Origin of the sequence: Rhizobium aouanii, assembly GCF_037002925.1 — a bacterium.
GTDB classification, from domain to species: domain Bacteria; phylum Pseudomonadota; class Alphaproteobacteria; order Rhizobiales; family Rhizobiaceae; genus Rhizobium; species Rhizobium aouanii.
In genome coordinates this window covers 42,748-63,603 of sequence record NZ_JBAMYD010000009.1, presented here as the reverse complement: position 1 = coordinate 63,603, position 20,856 = coordinate 42,748, and the positions used below count along the sequence as shown (strand labels likewise).

The window sequence follows — 20,856 nt, the reverse complement described above, 5'->3', positions numbered from 1 at the left end:
AGGATTTCCCATGGATCAGACACTTGCGCCCATCACGGCGCCAATTCCCGTCAGGGCGTCGCCCACCGACGATCCGGCGGAACTGCTTCGCTTCGCGATAGACGCCCATGGTCTTGGCGCGGCGGCACTCGCCACCCTCGTCGACATCCGAGGCGGGGCTGCACGCGCGCTCGGCGCTCATCTGGCGGTTGCCGCCGATGGTCGTTTCTGCGGTTATGTCTCCGGCGGATGTGTCGAAGCCGCCGTCGCCTCCGAAGCGCTTCTTGCAATGGCGGAAGGACGGGACCGCACGGTCAAGTTCGGCGACGGCTCTCCCTTCTTCGACATTGTCCTTCCCTGCGGCGGCGGGATCACTGTTGCAATCCATGTCCTGAAAGATGTCGGCGCTCTACAGCATGTTCTGGATCGTCTCGGACAAAGGCAGGCAGCCGGTCTTGTCTACTCGCCGGAGCGGCAGACGCTTATATCGGTCGACCCGCCGCTGCGGACGTGCTGGACCGAGGGTGATTTCCTGACCGTCTACCGTCCTCGCACTCGTATCGTCCTTTCCGGACAGACGCTTGAAGCGCAGACCGTCGCACGGCTGGCCGAGGCTTGCAGCTATGATGTGATCGTCAGAGGACGGGGCGAGGGGGCTGGGGTCGCAGCCGACATCATCGACCCCTTCACAGCCATCGTGCTCCTGCATCATGACCTCGACGCCGAAGCCGCCATTATCGAGGCCGCGCTTCACTCGCCGGCGTTCTATATCGGCGCACTCGGCAGCTCCCGGACGCATCATCGGCGTGTCGAGCGGTTGACAGCCTTGAGTTTCAGACGCGACGACATCGCTCGTATCAAGGCACCCATCGGGATGTTCGGCCCGACGCGGGATGCAACCTCGCTCGCCCTGTCGGTTCTGGCTGATGTCGCCGCGGCAAGACTGGTGGCTTATGCGTAAGGCATCGGTCGCGATCGTCATTCTCGCTGCCGGCAAGGCAAGCCGGATGGGTGAGGGCGGGAAGCACAAGCTGCTGGTCGAGTTCGACGGCGTGCCGCTCGTGCGGCGGTCGGCATTGACCGCGCTCGCTGCGGATGCAGCCTCCGTTATTGTCGTCACCGGCCATCGCAGGAGCGAGATCGAGGCCGCGCTCGATGGGCTGGCTCTGACTTTCATCGACAATCCCGATTACGCCAGCGGCATGGCGAGCTCACTCATAACAGGGTTCTCATCGAGGGACGCTGACAGCGCCGACGGCATTCTCATCATGCTGGCCGATATGCCCGCTATTTCCACCGCACACCTCGATGCCCTGATTTCCGCCTTTCGCAGCGCCGGCGGCGAGGCCATCGTGCGCGCCGTGTCACGCGGCAAGCCCGGCAATCCCGTTATCCTGCCCCATTCTCTGCGTCAGGCAGTCCTGAGACTTGAAGGCGATGTCGGCGCGCGCGATATCATCGCCACATCAGGCCTGCCCGTGCTCGATGTCGATGTTGGCGATGCGGCCCTGCTCGACGTCGACACGCCGGACGAGGTATTGGCAGCCGGTGGCGCAATGAACTGACCCGCGGAAGACAGCGCGCAGCCCCGGTGTCGCGCCGCTATCGAAGCCTGAATAGGAAATCAAACACCTCATTACTGCCTGCGGAGGCTGCCCAGCATAGCCTTGAATCCCGCGACCGCCCGCTTCGAAACCGCCTCAGGATTCTCGGCATTGGCGATCCAAAGCGCCATATGGCTGCTGGCGCCATTGATGAGGCGAGCGGCGGTTTCGGTGTCGATATCGATGATCTCGCCATCGGCCTTGAGACGGTCGAGGCTGCGGGAGAGGGCGGCGATACAGCCGGGGGTGTTCTGCCATTGCGAGATATCGCCGAGGACAGCCGGGCCATCGCGAAACATGATACGCTGGATTTCGGGCTCAAGCGCCATTTCGATATAAGCGGAGCACTCGTCGACAAAGCCCTGCCAGCGCGTGGAAGCGGCGGCCGAGACCTCGTTCAGCCGCTCCGTCATCTCCGCGTCGATTTCCATGATGACGGCCTGGAGCAGGCCCCTTTTGTCACCGAAGTGGTGATAGAGGGCGCCCCGCGTCAGTCCCGCTTCGCCGGTGAAATCGTCCATCGAAGCTTCCGCGTAGCCGATCGTGCCAAAGGCACGCCGCCCGGCTGCGATCAGTTTGCCGCGGGTTTCTGCGATCATCTCCTGGCGCGGTTTGCGCATGGCTTCTCCATTGGCATACGCCGCGTATCTTTTTCATTGACATACGGAGCGTATGCATTATTTCTAAACACATACGTTCCGTATATAAGTGTTCTATCCGATAGCTGGAAGGATCGTCGCATGTCAAATCCGTATAAACAGATATTCGCGGCACCTGGGGCCAAGGGCTTCTCCGCAGCCGGCTTTTTCGCACGCCTTCCCATCGCCATGGCGCCGATCGGCATCGTTGCCATGCTCTCCCAGGCACATGGCGAATATTGGCTGGCAGGCGCCGTGTCGGCGACTTATGCGCTCACCAATGCGGTGATCTCGCCGCAGATTTCGCGAGCGGTCGACCGACTGGGCCAGACGGCAGTCGTCGTCCCCACAACCATCGTATCAGTGCTGGCGTTCATCGCGCTGATCGCCGCGGCCATCCAGAACTGGCCCGTGTGGACGCTATTTGCCTCAGCCTTCCTCGCGGCAGCCATGCCAAGCATTCCGGCGCTGATGCGGGCGCGCTGGACGGAACTCTTTCGCAACCGGCCCGAGCTCAACACCGCCTTCGCGTTCGAAAGTGCCGCGGACGAACTGGTCTATATCGCCGGCGCCTCGCTGTCGGTCGGGCTGGCCGTCGCCCTATTCCCCGAAGCCGGCATGATGGTGAGCACAGCTTTTCTGGCGCTCGGGACGGCCGCCTTCATCGTGCAGCGCGGCACCGAGCCCAAGGTGCGTCATGTCGCCGGCGCGGCTTCGGTTGGCTCCGCGATCCGCCAGCGTCCGGTGCAGATCATCACGCTCGCGCTGATCTTCGTCGGCGCGATCTTCGCAACCGCTGAAGTGAGTGTTGTCGCCATCACCAAGGAGCTTGGTCAACCGAATGCGGCAAGTCTGGTGATCGGTGTCTATGCCCTCGGTTCCTTCCTAGTGGGTTTAACCCTCGGCGCGCTTAATCTGCGCATCCCCTTGCACCGTCAGCTGCTGATCGCTGTTGCGACTCTCGCACTGACCTCGCTACCGCTGCTCCTCGCCGGCAGCTCGGTAACCTTGCTTGCTATCGCCGTCTTCGTCAGCGGCATCGCGATCTCGCCGACCTTTATAACTGCCTTCGGACTGATCGAGCGGCGCGTGCCGGAATCGGTGCTGACGGAAGGCGTCACCTGGGTGATGACCGGCATCGGCATCGGTATGGCGCTTGGCGCCTTCGTCACGGGCTGGGTCGTCGACAGCTACGGTCCCCAGAGCGGATTCTGGGTGTCCGCGGCGGCCGGGGCCGCGACCGTCCTTATCATTGCCCTCGGTCAGCGCACCCTTTCGGGCGAGTGCACCGGCGGGGAAGATTGCGCGATGCTGGAGCCGGCGCAGTAGCAGGGCGGGCGGTAGAAAGGAACGACGCAGGAGGGTTCACCTTGAGCGGTTCGAAGCCGTTCAAGGTGAAGGCAGCGGGTCAAGTCGCTTTTCGGGAGAAATCACGAGCTAAGTTGAGGAATGCTCGGACGCCGGCCGATAGATTCCGACGTCCAGGATAGTAGAGGCATAGGCCTGGATAGGGCGGCGTCCAATCTTCCAGAACGCGAATAACGCGCCCCGCCTCTATGTCCGCGAGAATGTCTTGTTCGAAGAGGTAGCCCACGCCGGCGCTTTCGAGCACAGCAGTCCGCGTAAGGCTGGCCTCATCGAGTGCGATTGGCCCCCGCACGTCTATCTGCACCGGCTCGCCGTCTTTTTCGAACCGCCATCGAAACAAGGAGCCGTCCGGCAGGCGCACACGAATGCACCTGTGATTGAGAAGATCCGGAGGCACCATGGGCTTACCATGTTTCCCGAAATACTCGGGAGACACAACCACTGCGTGTCGCTGAGGCCGACCGAGCGAAACGGCAATCATGTCGCTGGGAACGAGGCCTTCAACCCTGACGCCCAGATCGAACCCGTCCTTGACGATATCGACCATCTTCCCCTCGGTGACGATATCGACACTCATGTCGGGATAGCGGCGCAGGAACTCCAGCACGAGCGGTGAGATGATGGCGCGCGCCGCAAATGGCGCTGCGTTGATCCGTATTGTTCCGGAAGGAGTCTCGCGGTGGGCGCGCACCAGATCCAGAGCAGCATGGAGATCCTGAAGCGTGGGCCCTACCTGCTGCACAAACAACCGGCCGGCGTCCGTCAGCGACACACTGCGGGTTGTGCGGTTGAACAACCGAAGTCCCGCCTCCAGCCTGCTTATCGTATGGCTCAACGCAGTCGTGGACAGGCCGAGATCAATGGCCGCTGCTCGAAAAGTCCCGCGCCTGGCAATTGCAATGGCCGCTTCAAGTTCCTTCAGGCTGGCTAGCTCCATTGTCCCGACCTGTTCATCATCGCATGCCGGTTTATCCCACTTATTTACGTAATGGTCGAGGGATAAGTATCGGTTAGGTTATGAGGAGAACACAATGGATATGCCCGGAATCATAAACACGTACTTTGAAGCAGACCGTCGCAATGACGCGGATGCGCTGCTGGACACCTTTGCGATCGAAGCCGTCGTCGAAGACGAAGGAGCGCACCATCAAGGCGTCGCCGCAATCCGCGAGTGGTGGGTGGCTGCGAAGAAGGCGACCCAATACCATGCAGAACCCGTGGAATCCGCGGTTGACTGCAACAAAGCAATCGTCCGGGCGAGGGTGAGCGGCCAGTTTCCCGGTAGCCCGGTGATGCTCACCCACGCCTTCACCCTCAAGGACGACAGGATCGTCTGGCTGGAGATCCGCTCATGACCGACTTTCTTAACCTGAGGGGCAAACGCGCACTCGTTACCGCTGGAACAAAAGGTACCGGCGCCGCGACCGTCAGACTGTTTCGGGAGCTAGGCGCAAAGGTGCTGACAACAGCGCGGGCCCGTCCGGAAAGCCTGTCGGAAGAAATGTTCGTCGAGGCGGACCTGACCACGGAAGAGGGATGCGCAATCGTCGCAGAGGCCACGCGGCGGCGCCTTGGCGGCGTCGACGTCATCGTCCATATGCTCGGTGGCTCTTCAGCGGCCGGCGGTGGATTTTCCGCTTTAACAGACGACGAATGGCAAAAGGAGCTGTGTCTCAATCTGTTTCCAGCTGTTCGATTGGATCGGCTGCTCGTACCGGACATGGTCGCCCGAGGGAGCGGCGTGGTCGTGCATGTCACTTCCATACAGAGGGTGCTGCCGCTTCCAGAATCGACGACCGCCTATGCTGCAGCCAAGGCAGCACTTTCCACCTACAGCAAGGCGATGTCGAAAGAAGTGTCGCCCAAAGGTGTTCGGGTCGTTCGGGTATCGCCGGGCTGGATCGAAACGGAAGCCTCCGTTCGCCTTGCTGAGCGCCTGGCGAAGCAGGCCGGAACTGACCTTGAAGGCGGCAAAAAGATCATCATGGATGGGCTTGGCGGCATTCCGCTAGGTCGTCCGGCCAAACCGGAAGAGATCGCAAATCTGATCGCATTCCTCGCCTCCGACCGCGCTGCTTCGATCACCGGTAGCGAATTTACGATTGATGGGGGGACGGTCCCCACTGCATAGGCGCTGCCATGCACGTGCAGATCAGGCGGGTGCGTCCCATCCCCCAATTTGGGAATAGATTGCGTTGCGGAGATGACGTACGTCGCGGTTCAGCGCGGCCAACTCATGAGGTGTTTGGGTCGAGGCTGCAAGCAAAGTGTCGCTGAGACAACCTGCCTTGTGCTGCAAGGCGCGGCCTTCATCGGTCAACGCGATCACCACTTGCCGTTCGTTGCTTAGGTTTCTGGTCCTGCGCAGCAGGCCGGATGCCTCGAGGCGCTTCAGAAGCGGCGTTAGCGTGCTGGATTCCAAAGCAAGGGCGTTGGCAATTGAGCCCACCGTTTGCCCATCTTCGCTCCATAACACGTTGAGCACGAGATACTGCGGGTACGTCAGGCCCAGCTCATCGAGAAGGGGCTTGTAAGCGCGCTGGATGGCAATACCAGCTGTATAAACTGCATAGCACAATTGGTCGTGCAGAGGGGGTGGGTCGTTATGGCGTTTGGTCATTGTGAGCTCCTGTAGACTCCATATAGCCCATGCAATAGCAAAATTAAATATCGCGATAAGAATTATCTTGACGAGCAATCTAAAGTCTGAGAGCATACATATATCGCGATAATAATTATCGCCGTTAACGAGGAGATAGCCATGACACGCAACACCACGACCACCGTAGCCGCAATTGCTGCTGCAGCCTCACTGTCCGCTGCCGCATTGCCGGCGAACGCAGCGGACACCATCTCTCAAGACCAGTCCGTCAGAAACGTTGTGCTTGTCCACGGCGCCTTTGCGGACGGTTCTGGCTGGAAGGGTGTTTACGACAATCTCACCAAGCGCGGCTATCGCGTTACGATCGTCCAGAACCCGCTGACCTCCCTCGAAGACGACGTTGCCGCCACCAAACGTGCGCTGGAACGGCAGGATGGTCCGGTCATTCTCGTTGGACATTCCTGGGGCGGCACGATCATCACGGAAGCGGGCGTCGACGCAAAGGTTGCTGGCCTCGTCTATGTTTCTGCTCTGTCCCCCGATGCCGGCGAGACAACGGCACAGCAATACCAAGGATTTTCTCCTGCATCGGAATTCGTCATTGAGACCACGAAAGATGGCTTTGGATATGTCAGCCCGGAAAAGTTTAAGGCTGGCTTTGCTCATGACGTCAGCGATGCGGATGTTGCATTCATGAGGGATGCGCAGGTCCCGATCAACATGTCGGCGTTCGGCACGAAGTTGGAAAATGCTGCATGGCGCACCAAGCCGAGCTGGGCCGTCGTCGCTACCGAAGACAAAGCATTCGATCAGGCGATGCTGATCCACATGGCAGAGCGCATCAAGGCGAAGATCACCAAGGTTTCGGCAAGCCACGCCCTGTTCATGACGCAGCCGAAGGTCGTCGCCGATACCATTGATCAGGCCGCTAAGGCCGTCTCGGCGAAGAAGCAATGACAGACGTAGCCTCATCGGGACAGTCCGCACTGTCCCGATTGACGACGAGCAGGGGCTGTCGAACCGAGCGAGGTCGGGCCGAAGCGAGCACATAAAAGGCCGCACGATCTCGGACTTGGATCCATTGCCCGCATCCGCCCCCGGGATCCCCAGCAATTTCGCTATTATTTTGAATCCATTCACGGAGGTAGTCACGTGAAGCTGAATAGTCGTGACCAAAATGCACCCGAAAATCCGCCCACTCCTCAGCGCGAGGTCGGTGATGTTTTCGACTTCATCGTCTGCGGCGCCGGGTCCAGCGGCTCCGTTGTCGCTGCGCGACTGGCAGAGGATGGGAACGCGAGCGTTCTGCTGCTCGAGGCGGGTGGGGACGATGCGGCCGAAACCGTTACGAACCCTGCGCAGTGGCCGCTCAATCTCGGCTCGAGCCGGGACTGGGGCTTTGTTGCACAACCGACCCCCGGCCTAGATGGACGACGTCTCCCTCTCAGCATGGGCAAGGGGCTCGGTGGCGGTTCGAGCATCAATGTCATGGTGTGGGCCAGAGGACACAAGGGAGATTGGGACCACTTTGCCGCTGAAGCCGGCGATGACGCGTGGGGCTACCAGTCGATCGTCGGCTACTATCGCCGGATCGAAGACTGGCACGGCGCTCCGGACCCAACGCGTCGCGGCGTGGGAGGACCTGCCTACGTAGCGCAGCCGCAGGCGCCCCAACCGATCGCGGAGGCCCTGCTGCGTGCGGCATCCACTATCGGCATTCCCGTCTACGATAGCTCGAACGGTGAAATGATGGAGGGGCCAGGAGGGGCATCGATCGCTGAACTGAGGATCCGCGATGGCAAGCGGGAATCCGTGTTCGGATCCTATGTGCGTCCGCTCATGTCGCGGCCGAACCTGACGGTGCTGACCGATGCGCTGGTCACGCGTCTCATCTTTGATGGCAAGCGGGTGATTGGGGTCGAGGTCCTCGTCGAAGGTCAGCGACGTCAGTTCACGGCGCGTTGCGAGACGGTGCTGTCGCTTGGCGCGATCAACACGCCGAAAGTTTTGATGCAGTCGGGTATAGGCCCGGAAGATGAGTTACACGCTCATGGCATTCCTGTCGTTCAGCATTTACCTGGTGTCGGTCGCAATCATCAGGATCACCTTGCATTCGGCTGCACCTGGGCATATCGAAAACCTGAAGCAATCGGTGGTAGCGGCTGCGAAGCAAAACTATATTGGAAGAGCGACTCGCGTCTTGCCCAGCCGGACATTCTTCAGTGCCAGTTGGAGTTCGCAGTGCCATCGCCGATCGAGACGGGTCTCGAAACGCCCGAACATGGCTGGACGATGTTTAACGGTCTCGCCCAACCGCAAAGCCGTGGCCGACTGAGGCTTTCCGGGCCGGATACAAACGATCCCATCCTGATCGAACCCAACTCTTTGAGTGAACCAGAAGACATGGCTGCTGCCCTGGCCGCGGTGGAGCTATGCCGGGAATTGGGAAATAGCCACGCTTTCAAGCCCTTGGTAACGGCCGAGACTGCTCCGGGTGCGCGCGACCGATCGGGGACGATCGACTTTATACGGCGTTCGGCCGTCACCTATTGGCATCAATCCTGCACAGCCAAGATGGGGCGCGACAGCATGTCGGTGGTTGATAACGAGCTCAAAGTGTACGGTATTGATGGCCTTCGCATCGCAGACTCTTCGATCATGCCTCGCATCACCACCGGCAACACGATGGCGCCTTGTGTTGTCATCGGAGAGCGGGCGGCCGATCTGATCCGGGAAATGCATGGCCTTACGGACTCGAGCGGAGGGTTCAATCAGCTCATATGATGAAGAGATTTATGTGGAGCTCGGCGGCGCATGCGTGGGCCGCCGAGCTTTTTTAGCAACGGGTTTGTACTGGTTCAGGGCGACCAACCTCACGGCACCTGCGCCCCAGTCACGGCGACATAGACCGAATAAACCGACCGCGTCGCCGCAATGAACAGCCGGTTGCGTTGAGGCCCGCCGAAAGTGAGGTTGGCGACGGTCTGGGGTACGCGGATCTTGCCGATCAGTTTGCCGGTCGGGTCGAAGCAATGCACGCCATCGGCCGCGCTCGACCAGAGGTTCCCGTTGACGTCGGTGCGGATGCCGTCCGGGATGCCGTTGTCGATGAGGCAGAAGACGCGGCCGTTTGCCAGGCTGCTGCCGTTGACCACGTCGAAAGCGCGGATGTGGCGTGGCAGGCTTTCGTCATGGCTTGCGGCGGAATCCGCAACGTAGAGGATTGTCTCGTCGGGCGAGAAGGCGAGGCCGTTCGGCTGGATGAAATCCGTGACGGCAGCCGCAAGGGCGCCCGTCGTCGGATCGAGCCGGTAGACGTTGCGCGTTGGTTGCTCCGGTTCGGCACGATAGCCTTCATAATCCGACATGATGCCGTAGGTCGGATCGGTGAACCAGATCGAGCCGTCTGATTTCACCACCACGTCGTTCGGCGAATTGAGCCGCCCGCCCTCGAAACGCTCGGCGAGCACGGTGATCGAGCCATCGATTTCGGTGCGCGTCACGCGGCGCGTCCCATGTTCGCAGGAGATCAACCGTCCCTGCCGGTCGCGCGTATGGCCGTTGGTGAAGTTGGACGGTTGGCGATAGACGGAGACGCCGCTCTCGGGCGTCCATCGCAGCATGCGCTGGTTGGGTATGTCGCTCCAGAGCAGCTGGTTCGCGTCGTTGAACCAGACGGGACCCTCCGCCCAGCGGCAGCCAGAATAGAGTTCATCGAGACCGGCGCTGGTCACGATCATCTGCCGGAAGCGCGGGTCGTGGATTTCGTAGATGCTGGCCTCGGCCATGGCGGTCTTTCCGTTTATCGCATGCCGGCCCGGCGACCGCCGGCGAGCACGATGACGCTGATGATGATGAGGCCGGTCATGATCAGGCGGATGCCCGCGCCGAGCCCGTAAGTGTTGAGCATGGAGACGACCAGGAACATGAAGAGCGATGCGCCCCAGATGCCCGGCACGTTGGAATCGCCGCCGGCAACCGCTGTGCCGCCGATCACGACGACGGCGATCGACATCAGGAGATATTCCGAACCCATGTTGAGCGCCGCGCCGCCGGAGAAGCAGGCGAGCAGATAGCCTGCGACCGATGCGAGCACGGCGCAGAAGAGATAGGTGACGAAACGCGTGCCGTCGACCGGAATGCCCGCCATGCGCGCGGCCGGCATGCTCTGGCCGATCGCCGAGATCCAGCGCCCGTAGATCGTCTTATCGAGCAGGAACCAGGCAAGCAGCGAGATCAAGAATGCGACGATCGCCACATTCGGCACGCCGAGCGTGTTCGACGTGGTAAATTCCGCCAGAACGCTTGGAGGCTTGATGCGCAAGCCCCGGTTCGTCCAGATCGCGGCGGACTGCACGATGAAGCTCATGGAAAGCGTGGCGATGATCGGCGGAATGCGCAGCGCCTTGATGAGCGCATAGTTGCCGAGACCAACGACAAGACCGATGACGATGGCGACGAGAAGGCCCGGCAGGATCATGCCGTTTTCGACATTCATCAGCTTCAGCGCCACCGTGCCGGCAAGCGTCATGGTGGCGGGAACCGAGAGATCGATATTGCCGGGACCGAGCGTGATGACGAACATCTGGCCGATGCCGACGATGACCGAGAAGGCTGCGAAGGTGAGGGCTGCCTGCGACAGGCCGAACGCGCTGGCGCCGAGCGTCACCATGATCGTCAGGAACCAGACGACAAAGGCGGCAAGCCACGACCAGATCCAGGGTTTGCGGAAGAGGCGAAGGAGCGGGGTCATCGGCGTTTCTCCCGCTTCTCCAGGCGGTTCAGCATCAGCCGAAGTGCCAGCACAATGATCAGGATCGCGCCTTGAGCTCCGATCTGCCAGTCCGGCGAGATGCGCAGGAAGGACAGGAACGAGCCGGCAAGCGTCAGCGTCAGCGCACCGATGACGGCGCCGATCGGGGAGACGCGGCCGCCGATGAACTCGCCGCCGCCGAGGATCACGCCGGCGATCGACAGCAGCGTGTAGCGCAGCGCGATATTGGCGTCGGCCGAGGTCGTCAGGCCGACGAGGGCGATGCCGGCGAGCACCGCGAAGAGGCCGGCAAGACCATAGGCGGCAGCGCGCGCTCCGACAATCGACCAGCCGGCGCGCTCGACCGAGCGCTGGTTGCCGCCAATGCCGCGCATCAGCACGCCGAGTGACGACCGCATGACGAGAAGATGGGCGACCAAGGCGATGACGATGCTGGCGACGATCGCCATCGGCGCCAGCGGCGGCTTGACGGTCATCAGCCAGCGTACCCAGTCCGGCGCCTGTCCGCCCGGTGCCGGCAGCAACAGGACGGCAAGGCCGCCCCAGACGAAGCTCATGCCGAGGGTCACAACAATGGACGGCAGGTTGCGCAGATAGATGACGACGCCGAGGCCCGCATAGGTTGCGATCGCGCCGGCCAGGATCAGGATACCGATCAACGGGGCATCCCGCAGAAAGGTCGCGGTGACGCAGGCGACGAAGCTGACGAAGGCGCCCATCGAGAGATCGAGATCGTTGACCGCCATCACGATCATCTGGGCGATCGTCGCAAGCGCGATCGGCACAGCCAGGTTGAACAGCAGGTTGAGCCCGACATAGCTCATGGCGCGCGGCTGCAGCCAGAAGACGGCGGCGAGCAGCAGCGTCAACGACAGGGCGGGAATGGCAAGACGCAGGGCGTCGGACGACGGCCGGAACGTCATGCGGCGACCCCCTCGAAGGAGGCGGCGATGATATTCTTCTCGTTGACGGCGTCGCCGGCGAGTTCGGCGGTGATGCGGCCTTCGCGGAAGACGTAGACGCGGTCGCAGAGGCGGACCTCGTCCATCTCCGTCGAGTACCAGATGAAGGTGCGGCCGCGCGCCGCCTCCTCGCGGATGATCGCGTAGACCTCCTGCTTGGTCCCGACGTCGACACCGCGCATCGGATCATCCATCAGGACAACAGGCGCGCGCGTTGCGAGCGCTCGGGCAAAGAGCACCTTTTGCTGGTTGCCGCCCGAAAGCGACAGGATGCGATTGTCCATATCGGGCGTGCGGATCTCGATCCGCCGCTTCCAGTCGGCGCCTTTCGTCTCCTCTTCGCCCGCGAGGATCAGGCCGCGCCGGGAGAGGTCACCGAGCGAGGCGATGGAGAAGTTGCGCAGGATGCTCCACAGCTCGAAGACGCCGTTGAGGCGGCGGTCGCCGGCAACGAAGGTGACGAGCGGATCGCGCTCGGGCAGCCAGTTGCCCGACTGGGCGGCATGCAGGGCGAGCAGAAGTTCGGTCTGCCCATGGCCCGCCAGGCCCGCCAGTCCGATGATCTCGCCCTTGCGGGCCGCAAAGGAAAGGCCCTTCGCCTGATGGGACAGAATGAGCGGAGCGGTGGACAGTTCGCGCACGGAGCGCTGCCCGGTCTCCTCCTTCGCAACGGTGCCCATGGCTTCGACGAGGCCGTGATGGTCAAAGCCTGGCGCCGGGCGCTCGGCAACGACGCGGCCGTCCTTCATGACGACGATGCGGTCGGCGGTTTCGAGGATCTCGTGCAGGATATGCGAGATGAAGATGACGGACCCGCCCTCGGCAATGAAGCGGCGGACATGATCGAGCATCTGCCGGGCAAGGCTTGCATCGAGCGACGAGGTCGGTTCGTCGAGGATCACCAGACGCGGCGCAATGCCGGCGTCGGAAAAGGCCATTGATATCTCGACCATCTGCCGCTCGGCGATCGAAAGATCCCCCACGGTCCGGCTGCTGTCGATGCCGTGGCGGGGAAAGACGGCGTCGAGGCTCGTCTCGATGATGTTTGCGGCGCGCCTGCGCCAGCCGAAGCCACCGAGATGGCGATGCATGATGCGCGTGTTCTCAACGATCGAAAGGTTGGGGCAGAGCGAAAGCTCCTGGAAGACGCAACGCACGCCGCGGGCACGCGCGGCGTTGATGCCATAGCGCTCCAGCCGCTCGCCGTCGCTCGCCACACTTCCTTCGTGCGGCGTAAGACCGCCGTTGATCACGCTGACGATAGTGGACTTGCCGGCGCCATTGTGTCCGACAAGCCCGACGCATTCGCCCGGCAGGACGTGGAGGGTCACGCCATCAAGTGCCCGGACCGCGCCGAAGCTCACCTTGGCGCCATCGACGGCGATCACCGCCTTCAAAACGTCATCCATGCTGCCCGCCATGCCTGCTTGCAAAAAATGCCGCGCGACCTTCTGCGGCCGCGCGGCAGTCGCCGGGAGATTTACTTTGCCGACTCGATGACCTTGATTGCGTCTGCTTGCGTGTATTCCACGTTGGCGACGCCACCGGCCTGGGTATTGGCAAGGTTGGTTTCGAGATTGTCCTGGTCGATGCGCAGGAAGGGCACGACGAGGTCCTTCTTGACTTCCTTGCCGTCGAGGATCTGTTGTGCCACCCAGAAGGCGAGCGTGGAAACGCCGGGCGCGATGGACACGGACATAGTCTCGTAGCCCTTCGCGTCCTTCTGCTCCTTCCACCACTTCAGTTCGTCTTCGCGGTTGCCCATGATAATGATCGGCATCTTCCGGTCGGTCGCTGCAATCGCCTGTGCCGCGCCATAGCCGTCGCCGCCCTGCGTTACCACGCCAACGATGTCGGGCAGGCTCGGCAGAATACCGGCAACAGCCTTCTGCGCCACGTCCTGCGCCCAGTCGCCGTGAACGGAGCCGACAATCTTGAACTGCGGGAACTGCTTGACACCCTCGTGGATGCCCGCCGAGATTTCGTCGTCGACGAAGACACCGGCAAGGCCGCGGATCTCGAGCAGGTTGCCGCCGTCCGGAAGTTTCTTCGACAGGTACTCGACCTCGCTCCGGCCCATTTCCTTAAAGTTGACGGCGATGCGCCAGGCACAGGGCTCGGTCACGATGCCGTCGAAGGAAACGACGGTGATGCCGGCGTCGCAGGCCTCCTTGACCGCGCCGTTCAGCGCCGTCGGCGAGGCAGCGTTCAGCACGATCGCGTCATAGCCCTGCAGGATCATGTTCTGGATCTGCGCGGCCTGTTCCGTCGCCTGGTTCTCGGCGGTGGTGAAAGGGTCGGCTGCGGCAACGGTGCCGGCCTTTACGGCTTCGCCCGTCACCTTGCCCCAGCTCGTCAGCATGGCCTGGCGCCAGGAGTTGCCGGCATAGTTGTTGGAAAGGGCGATCTTCTTGGCCGACGTGTCGGCAAAGGCGGAAACGGGCATCGCGGCGCAAGCAATGGCGGCCGATGCCAGAAGCATCTTACGGATTGTCATGTCTTCCTCCCTGATGATCGCGCTGGTCGGCGGATCGCTTCACTCCTGCCGGCCCAATTGGGGCCGAGTGAAAATTGTTCTTGCACTGAGCTTCCTCCTCTCAGTAAGGGCAGGATGCGGGAGATCGACCGGCCTGTACAGGGGCAAGGCGGCAATCCGTTTGCGGGATTTGCGCAACAAGCTGCGGGTTTACGCAAGACGGCGGCGCTTCCGCGGGCGCTTACTGCGAAGGGTCGTGGCCGGTTGAGGAGCCTGCCGCCGCCTCGGGGAGGAACTGACGATGCTGCATCTCGTACCCGCAGCCATGTTCGACCATTATCTCGGCATTTCCCGGCTGCTCGCGGGCCAGCTCGACTTTCGCTCGGCTATCCGTTCCGTTGCGGCCGAGGTCGCCCATATCATCCCGCACGACCACCTCGATGTCTGCGTGCTGCTTGAGGGCGGCAACTACCACACGGCCTATGAGACGGGGATCGAAACCGCCTGGGGCGGGCTTGCCGGCGCGCCTGTCGTCAACAGCCCCATCCGTTCGCTGCTCTGGGGCGAGGTGGATTTTCTGCTGGCGGATGACGCCATGACCGACCCGCGTTTCCACTTCGAGGGTGCGTTCAAGCGGCCGATCGTCGAACAGTCGCTGAGGAGCCGCTTGCATGTGCCGATGAAGGTGCAGGGCACGATCATCGCCGCACTTTCCTGTTCGTCGCACAGGGCGGGCGTCTATACGATGGAGGATATCGAACGCGCCCGCATCATCGCCGACCTGCTGACGCCCTATTTCTTCGCGCTGCAGGCGGCCGAGCAGGCGCAGCGCTCGGCTATTGTCGAGGCGGAGGCCCGCGCCCGCGAGGAGGGCTTGCGGCAAGGTGCGCTGAAGCTTACCGAGGCGTTGGAGCAGGAACGCCAGCGCATCGGCATGGACCTGCACGACCAGACGCTCGCCGACCTGACGCGGCTCGCCCGCCGGATCGATCGGCTGTCGCGCAACGGCGAGGTGGCGCCCGAGGCGCTGGAGCCGATCTCTCGTTCCCTGCAGCATTGCATGCAGGATCTGCGGCAGATCATCGAGCAGGCAAAACCCTCGGTGCTCCAGCTCTTCGGCCTCGCCCAGGCAATCGAGCATCATCTGGACCGATCGACCCGCGACACGGGATCGGGGATCGAGTGGGGCCTCGTCGACGAGACGCACGGTGCGCTGGAGCGACTGGAACCGACCGTCAGCGTCGCGCTGTTCCGGATCGCCCAGGAGGCGATCAACAATGCGGTGCGCCATGCCGCGCCACTGGCCGTCACGGTGCGGCTCGAGGCCGATGACGACCGGCTATCGATCGAAATCTCCGACGACGGAACTGGCCTCGCCAAGACGCGGGGACGGATCGGCGGCGGCATCGACAATATGAAGACCCGTGCGCGGCTGATTTCGGCGCGGTTCACGACCGGGCCTGGCCACAACAATCGCGGAACTGTGGTGCGCGTCGTGCTACCGCTCGTACCGAACGACCCGCCGAGCGGGCCAAACTGAGGAGAAGGGCATGATGAAGGTTCTGATCGTCGAGGACGACCCGCTGCACCGGTCCTATCTGCACGAGGCGGTCAACGCGGCTCTGCCGGAATGTGACACGGTGATCGAGGCGGAGAACGGAACCGTCGGCGAGAAGCTCGCCCGCGACCACAAGTCGGCGCATATCGTCATGGACCTCCAGATGGCGAACCGCAACGGCATCGAGGCGGCGCGCACCATCTGGAAGGAGCGGCCGGAGACCCGCATCCTGTTCTGGTCGAATTACTCTGACGAGGCCTATGTGCGCGGCGTCTCCCGCATCGTGCCGGATGGCGCCGCCTATGGCTATGTGCTGAAATCCGCCTCCGACGAGCGGCTGAAGCTTGCGTTGCGCTCGATCTTCATCGAGAGCCAATGCGTCATCGACCGCGAGGTGCGGGGCCTGCAGCAGAAGAGCCTCGGCCAGACGAACGGCTTCACCGACTCTGAATACGAGATCCTCGTCGACATCGCGCTCGGCCTCACCGACCGGGCCATCGCCAAACGCCGGGGCCTTTCGCTGCGCAGCGTGCAGAACCGCCTGCAGCAACTCTACGACAAGCTCGACGTCTACCAGAGCGCCGGCGACGACCACGAGGACGGCCGCTTCAATCTGCGCGCCCGCGCCGTCACCGTCGCTTTCCTGCGCAAACTCCTGAATTACAGCGCTCTGGAGCGGGCTGAGGCAGAGCTGCAGGAATGGCTTGAGGGAAAGTAGTTTCCGGAGCTGAGAACATCACGTCAACATCTCTCGCCGCAATCCAAGATGCGCAGACATGATTGCCAACAATAACGACGCCGGACTCGACTTGTCTTACGATATCGAATTTTACGCACTGATGGCGGAAAGCTTCGAACGAAGCTTGGGACGCAGCCTGACGCCGGAAGGCCGGGGTGCTGAATGGCTTTACGACCAGTCGCCGGCAGTTGTCCTTGCCCACAATACCGACGTCGATCCGCGCTTCATCTACGCAAACCGCGCTGCCCAGGCCTGCTTCGAATATTCATGGGACGAGTTCGTCACTCTGCCATCGCGTCTTTCGGCGGAGGCGCCCGATCGCGCCGAACGTGAGAGGTTGTTGAATGCCGTGGCGGCGAATGGCTTTATCGCCGACTACCGCGGACTTCGCATCGCCAAGTCAGGGCGGCGTTTCTATATCGAAAAAGCCATCGTTTGGGACCTTGTCGACCGCAGCGGATGCCGTCGCGGTCAGGCTGCGACATTCGATTCCTGGGAAGACGTGCAGGCGGATTGAGCGCCGGCTGCGGAGACGTCGACCAGGCGCCGGATATGTCCGCAGCTTTGCAAACTATGTCCTTTGCCATTTGGTTGCCAAAAAACCATGATTGCGTCACATAGATCGCACATCGACACTCGGCATTAAGAATTGGATCAACGCTGAATGCGCATAGCCTACTTTTTCCTTGGTGCATTTCTTGCAATTGCACAGTCCGCATATGCTGAAGTTGCATCACCACCTGCCCTGGCGCCTCTAAAGCGACAGGCGCAAGCCGCCGAGTTGAGCGCGCAATTTCTTTCGCGGTATAGCTACAAGCCCGTCCCACTCGACGACGCCTTGTCGGCCAGGATCATGGATGGGTTCATCAAGTCACTTGATCCGGACCGCATGCTCTTCCTGCAAGCCGACATCGACGGATTCATGTCCGACCGCAGCGAGGTCGATGATGCCATCGAGGAGAGAGACTTGAAGATCCCGTTTGCGATCTTCAAAGCGTATCAGCAGCGCGTTGTCGACCGCATGAACTATGCGCGCAACCTGCTTAAGCAGGACTTCGATTTCGGCGCGCAGGAAAACTATTCGGTGCTGCGCGATAAAGCGCCGTGGCCGCAGTCGGAGGCCGAGAGCAATGAGCTTTGGCGCAAGCGCGTCAAGAGCGACTGGTTGCGGTTGAAACTGGGCGGCCAAAACGACGCGGCCATTCGCGAAACACTCGACAAACGTTATGAGAACACGCTCGAGCGCGCTTACAAGTTCAAAAGCGACGACGTTTTCCAATCGTTCATGGACGCCTACGCAACGTCGATCGATCCGCACACGGATTATTTCGGTACGGCCGCTTCGGCGGACTTCAATGTCTCGATGAAGCTTTCGCTGTTTGGTATCGGTGCGGTCCTGCAGGAGCGCGACGACTATACGACGATCCGCGAGCTCGTGCCGGGCGGACCGGCACAGCTGTCCGGCAAGCTCTCGGTCGGAGACCGCATTACCGGCGTTGGTCAAGGCAAGGACGGCGCGATCAAGGACGTGGTGGGCACGCGCCTTGATGAAGTCGTGCAGATGATACGCGGGAAAAAAGGTTCCGTCGTGCGTTTGGACATCCTGCCGGCAGATGCCGGAGCTGATGCCACGCATCGCGTCATCAGCCTGGTGCGCGATAAGATCAGTCTCGACAAGCAGGCCGCCAGGAAGACTGTGCTGTCCGTAAAAGCGGGCGACGCCACGCGTAAAATCGGGATCATTACCCTGCCGGTATTCTATGAGGATTTTGAAGCCAAGCGCAAAGGAGACAAGGATTACAAGAGCGCAAGCCGCGATGTCGCCAAGCTTCTCGGCGAGCTGAACCAAGAAAAGGTCGACAGCGTTCTCATCGACCTGCGCAACAACGGCGGCGGCTCGTTGGACGAGGCGATCGATTTGACTGGCCTGTTCATCGGCAATGGTCCGGTCGTTCAGCAACGCGGCAGCGATGGCAAGGTCGAGGTCAGGAGCTCGGAGCTTGCAGCGCCTGTCTGGACAGGCCCGGTGGGTGTCCTGATCAATCGCGGGTCGGCTTCGGCTTCGGAGATTTTTGCCGCTGCAATCCAGGATTACGGCCGAGGCGTGATCGTCGGCGAACCCAGTTTCGGGAAGGGCACCGTTCAGACCGTCGTCGATCTTGACCGGATCGTCCGCAACAGCAAACCCGAGTTAGGGGAGCTAAAGGTGACGATTGCCCAGTTTTTCCGGGTCAACGGCGGTACGACGCAGCTGCACGGCGTGACGCCCGATATCAGCTTGCCAGGACTTTTCGATCCAGCGAGCTTCGGCGAGACCAGTTATGACAATGCCCTGCCGTGGGCGCAGATCAAACCTGCGAAGTACACGGCTGTCGACACGGTCACGACGTTGCTGCCGACATTGCAAAGCCGCCATGATGCGCGGGTTGAGAGCGATCCGGACTTCCAACGCCTGATTAAAGACATTGCCGACCTCAAGGTGCAGCGCGAAAAAGGGGTCGTTTCCCTCAATGAAGCCGAACGTCGCAAAGAAGCGACGGCTCGCGAGAAACGGTTCAAGGATCGAGCGAAAGCAGGGGATGGCGAGGATCTTGGAGATGACGGCCTGGAGGCAGGCGAGCGCAGCCTGAGCGCTGATATTGCCATCGAGAACGCCCGCAAGAATGCAAAAGACGTCTTGCTGAACGAGGCCGCCGCCATTCTTGCAGACGAGGCGGATCTGCGGGAAGGCGTGCTCAAGGCAGCCGCAAAACAATCGGGAAACACGGACGGAAAATAGTCAGTCCGACGGGTGTAGGTTCAGGTCCTGTGACAAAATTTCGGGACGCGATCGTGTAACGACAAAATCTTGACGCCGCTTGTCCGGAGGCAAGCGTGCCACTGAATATGCCATCAAACCTGCGACGCACAACCTGATCGATCGCGCCGCCGAGCTGCTTGCTAAGAAAGGGGACGAACGCCGTCCACTGGAGTTGCTGCTTGACGCTCCACACGCGCGACATCACACTTGCCGTGTCGAAGGTGAGTCGGACAGACTGTACCGTTTTTCGCATCCGTTGCTCACCTCAGGAGGAGTTGCCAGCAGGGGCTGATTGGTCCGAGCGCCGACCAACAGTTGGTTGCAAATAGGATCGAGGTACTGGGTTCGAACTCGCAGCCGCTCCTATTTTGCTTGTGAGGTCGCGCCGTGGATAAAGTGCTATCAGCAGTCGATCCTCCTCGCGACAGTCCACTTAGGCAGCGGGTTTTCTCATTGCCGAGCAACCGCCGGTCTCTGCTTTGGCCGGGGCTTTTGATATCAATTTTGCTTCTTGCAGGCATCGTCGTTTTTTATCGTGAAGTCCACCACCTCGAAGAGCCGGTCGAGCCTTTTGAATATCGAACTCTCAATAAGGCTGCCCGATCATCTCGCACAGCCGCCCGCGCTGATCCGGCGGCTCCTTCTCCCCTCCCGTCGACGTCGATATCGCTGCAACTGATCGAGGTCCCGAAGCTGGAATTGGCAAGTCAGTTTCTGCGGATCTGGCGCGTCTCGGGGCGGAATATGTGCGGTGCTCTTCGAGAGGCCGGCATCGAGATGAGCGAATGGAAAGCCGCATCGATGCGCAATCGCAGCTATGAATGTTATTTTCAGCGCATCTACGAACGGGACGAGGTGCGTCCCCTCAGCTCGACCTTCGTTAAGGTTCGTGGAGATGAAATGGGCGGTATTCTTGATATCCGCGCCAAGATCATTGGGCCGACGACCGACGCCCAGGGACGTCTCGCCCCGGCCGTCCTGCGCATTTTCGAGATCATCGTGAAGCAGGCGTGCTGGCGTGATTTCGAGGATACTCTTGCCTCGATTCAAAACCTTCGAAATGTCGAATACGAACGATTCGGCTCCTATCTCAGCTTTACGCGCGAAGCAGACAGCGCAAATATCTTCAATTTCGTTCTTGGTCTTAAGGCGACTTCAAGTTCGCAGGTGAAGACCAAGACGTATTTTTCGACTGAGCGTTGGCTCCAAATGCCCGCAGTGCTCCCGCGAGCTTCATCCACAGTGAGCGCTCGGAAACGTCCATATGAGCCAGCGCTCAATGACGGCGCAAGCACTCGTCACGATCCGGGATCGAGCCGGAACTGTGGCTGAACATCGACGACAACCGCCGATGCC

General features: G+C 61.4%; 20 protein-coding genes. 12 read left to right on the top strand and 8 right to left on the bottom strand.

The annotated features are described in order from the left end of the window. The first annotated feature begins 10 nt into the window (after nt 1–10). Together V8P77_RS17030 and V8P77_RS17025 are read left to right on the top strand one after the other, a co-directional pair. The gene (locus V8P77_RS17030) at nt 11–940 is read left to right on the top strand and encodes an XdhC family protein (RefSeq protein ID WP_335913492.1); all 930 of its coding nucleotides are present in this window, start codon (nt 11–13) and stop codon (nt 938–940) included. After that, the gene (locus V8P77_RS17025) at nt 933–1,544 is read left to right on the top strand and encodes a nucleotidyltransferase family protein (RefSeq protein ID WP_335913491.1); all 612 of its coding nucleotides are present in this window, start codon (nt 933–935) and stop codon (nt 1,542–1,544) included. Before V8P77_RS17030 ends, V8P77_RS17025 begins: the two co-directional genes overlap by 8 nt. 71 nt (nt 1,545–1,615) lie before the next feature. Here the strand turns inward: V8P77_RS17025 and V8P77_RS17020 are convergent, their stop codons facing one another. Beyond that, a complete protein-coding gene (locus V8P77_RS17020; protein WP_335913490.1) occupies nt 1,616–2,203 on the bottom strand; it encodes a TetR/AcrR family transcriptional regulator in 588 nt (195 codons plus the stop codon). A 120-nt stretch (nt 2,204–2,323) separates the two neighbouring features. Between V8P77_RS17020 and V8P77_RS17015 the strand changes: the two genes are divergently transcribed. After that, the gene (locus V8P77_RS17015; protein ID WP_335913489.1) at nt 2,324–3,550 is read left to right on the top strand and encodes an MFS transporter; all 1,227 of its coding nucleotides are present in this window, start codon (nt 2,324–2,326) and stop codon (nt 3,548–3,550) included. A gap of 79 nt (nt 3,551–3,629) precedes the next feature. On the opposite strand, the gene V8P77_RS17010 is transcribed toward V8P77_RS17015, so the two are convergent. Next, on the bottom strand, nt 3,630–4,526 hold the full coding sequence (locus V8P77_RS17010; RefSeq protein ID WP_335913488.1) for a LysR family transcriptional regulator: 897 nt from the start codon (nt 4,524–4,526) through the stop codon (nt 3,630–3,632). Nucleotides 4,527–4,620: 94 nt separating this feature from the next. Between V8P77_RS17010 and V8P77_RS17005 the strand changes: the two genes are divergently transcribed. Next, nucleotides 4,621–4,944 carry a nuclear transport factor 2 family protein gene (locus V8P77_RS17005; RefSeq protein WP_335913487.1) on the top strand — a complete coding sequence of 108 codons (324 nt, stop codon included), beginning with the start codon at nt 4,621–4,623 and terminating at the stop codon, nt 4,942–4,944. Further along, complete coding sequence (locus V8P77_RS17000; protein ID WP_335913486.1) at nt 4,941–5,720, top strand: SDR family oxidoreductase; 780 nt, start codon at nt 4,941–4,943, stop codon at nt 5,718–5,720. Before V8P77_RS17005 ends, V8P77_RS17000 begins: the two co-directional genes overlap by 4 nt. Nucleotides 5,721–5,741: 21 nt before the next feature. On the opposite strand, the gene V8P77_RS16995 is transcribed toward V8P77_RS17000, so the two are convergent. Next, nucleotides 5,742–6,209 carry a MarR family winged helix-turn-helix transcriptional regulator gene (locus V8P77_RS16995; RefSeq protein WP_222013235.1) on the bottom strand — a complete coding sequence of 156 codons (468 nt, stop codon included), beginning with the start codon at nt 6,207–6,209 and terminating at the stop codon, nt 5,742–5,744. Between the two features lie 141 nt (nt 6,210–6,350). On the opposite strand from V8P77_RS16995, the gene V8P77_RS16990 reads away from it, so the two are divergent. Both V8P77_RS16990 and V8P77_RS16985 read left to right on the top strand, forming a co-directional pair. After that, nucleotides 6,351–7,148 (top strand): alpha/beta fold hydrolase, encoded by a 798-nt coding sequence (locus V8P77_RS16990; protein ID WP_335913485.1) that lies wholly within the window; start codon nt 6,351–6,353, stop codon nt 7,146–7,148. 195 nt (nt 7,149–7,343) lie between these two features. Then, a complete protein-coding gene (locus V8P77_RS16985; protein ID WP_335913484.1) occupies nt 7,344–8,975 on the top strand; it encodes a GMC family oxidoreductase in 1,632 nt (543 codons plus the stop codon). A gap of 89 nt (nt 8,976–9,064) precedes the next feature. Here V8P77_RS16985 and V8P77_RS16980 read toward each other — a convergent pair whose 3' ends face one another. From V8P77_RS16980 to V8P77_RS16960, 5 genes are all read right to left on the bottom strand, one after another. Then, nucleotides 9,065–9,979, bottom strand: coding sequence for an SMP-30/gluconolactonase/LRE family protein (locus V8P77_RS16980; protein WP_335913483.1), 915 nt, complete (start codon nt 9,977–9,979; stop codon nt 9,065–9,067). Between the two features lie 14 nt (nt 9,980–9,993). Next, the gene (locus tag V8P77_RS16975) at nt 9,994–10,944 is read right to left on the bottom strand and encodes an ABC transporter permease (protein WP_335913482.1); all 951 of its coding nucleotides are present in this window, start codon (nt 10,942–10,944) and stop codon (nt 9,994–9,996) included. Then, nucleotides 10,941–11,888, bottom strand: a complete 948-nt coding sequence (locus V8P77_RS16970; protein WP_335913481.1) for an ABC transporter permease — start codon at nt 11,886–11,888, stop codon at nt 10,941–10,943. Before V8P77_RS16970 ends, V8P77_RS16975 begins: the two co-directional genes overlap by 4 nt. Next, nucleotides 11,885–13,336: a sugar ABC transporter ATP-binding protein gene (locus V8P77_RS16965; RefSeq protein ID WP_335913480.1), complete on the bottom strand. Its 1,452-nt coding sequence runs from the start codon at nt 13,334–13,336 to the stop codon at nt 11,885–11,887. The genes V8P77_RS16970 and V8P77_RS16965 overlap by 4 nt, the downstream gene beginning before the upstream one ends. A gap of 71 nt (nt 13,337–13,407) precedes the next feature. Continuing rightward, nucleotides 13,408–14,424, bottom strand: a complete 1,017-nt coding sequence (locus V8P77_RS16960) for an ABC transporter substrate-binding protein (RefSeq protein ID WP_065282758.1) — start codon at nt 14,422–14,424, stop codon at nt 13,408–13,410. Between the two features lie 280 nt (nt 14,425–14,704). On the opposite strand from V8P77_RS16960, the gene V8P77_RS16955 reads away from it, so the two are divergent. From V8P77_RS16955 to V8P77_RS16935, 5 genes are all read left to right on the top strand, one after another. Beyond that, nucleotides 14,705–15,943 carry a GAF domain-containing sensor histidine kinase gene (locus V8P77_RS16955; RefSeq protein WP_335913479.1) on the top strand — a complete coding sequence of 413 codons (1,239 nt, stop codon included), beginning with the start codon at nt 14,705–14,707 and terminating at the stop codon, nt 15,941–15,943. Nucleotides 15,944–15,956: 13 nt separating this feature from the next. Next, nucleotides 15,957–16,679 (top strand): response regulator transcription factor, encoded by a 723-nt coding sequence (locus V8P77_RS16950; RefSeq protein ID WP_003562390.1) that lies wholly within the window; start codon nt 15,957–15,959, stop codon nt 16,677–16,679. Between the two features lie 58 nt (nt 16,680–16,737). After that, a complete protein-coding gene (locus tag V8P77_RS16945; RefSeq protein WP_335913478.1) occupies nt 16,738–17,217 on the top strand; it encodes an MEKHLA domain-containing protein in 480 nt (159 codons plus the stop codon). Nucleotides 17,218–17,364: 147 nt separating this feature from the next. After that, a complete protein-coding gene (locus tag V8P77_RS16940; RefSeq protein WP_335913477.1) occupies nt 17,365–19,479 on the top strand; it encodes a carboxy terminal-processing peptidase in 2,115 nt (704 codons plus the stop codon). 474 nt (nt 19,480–19,953) lie between these two features. Continuing rightward, nucleotides 19,954–20,832 carry a DUF6030 family protein gene (locus V8P77_RS16935; protein WP_335913657.1) on the top strand — a complete coding sequence of 293 codons (879 nt, stop codon included), beginning with the start codon at nt 19,954–19,956 and terminating at the stop codon, nt 20,830–20,832. Nucleotides 20,833–20,856: the final 24 nt, after the last annotated feature.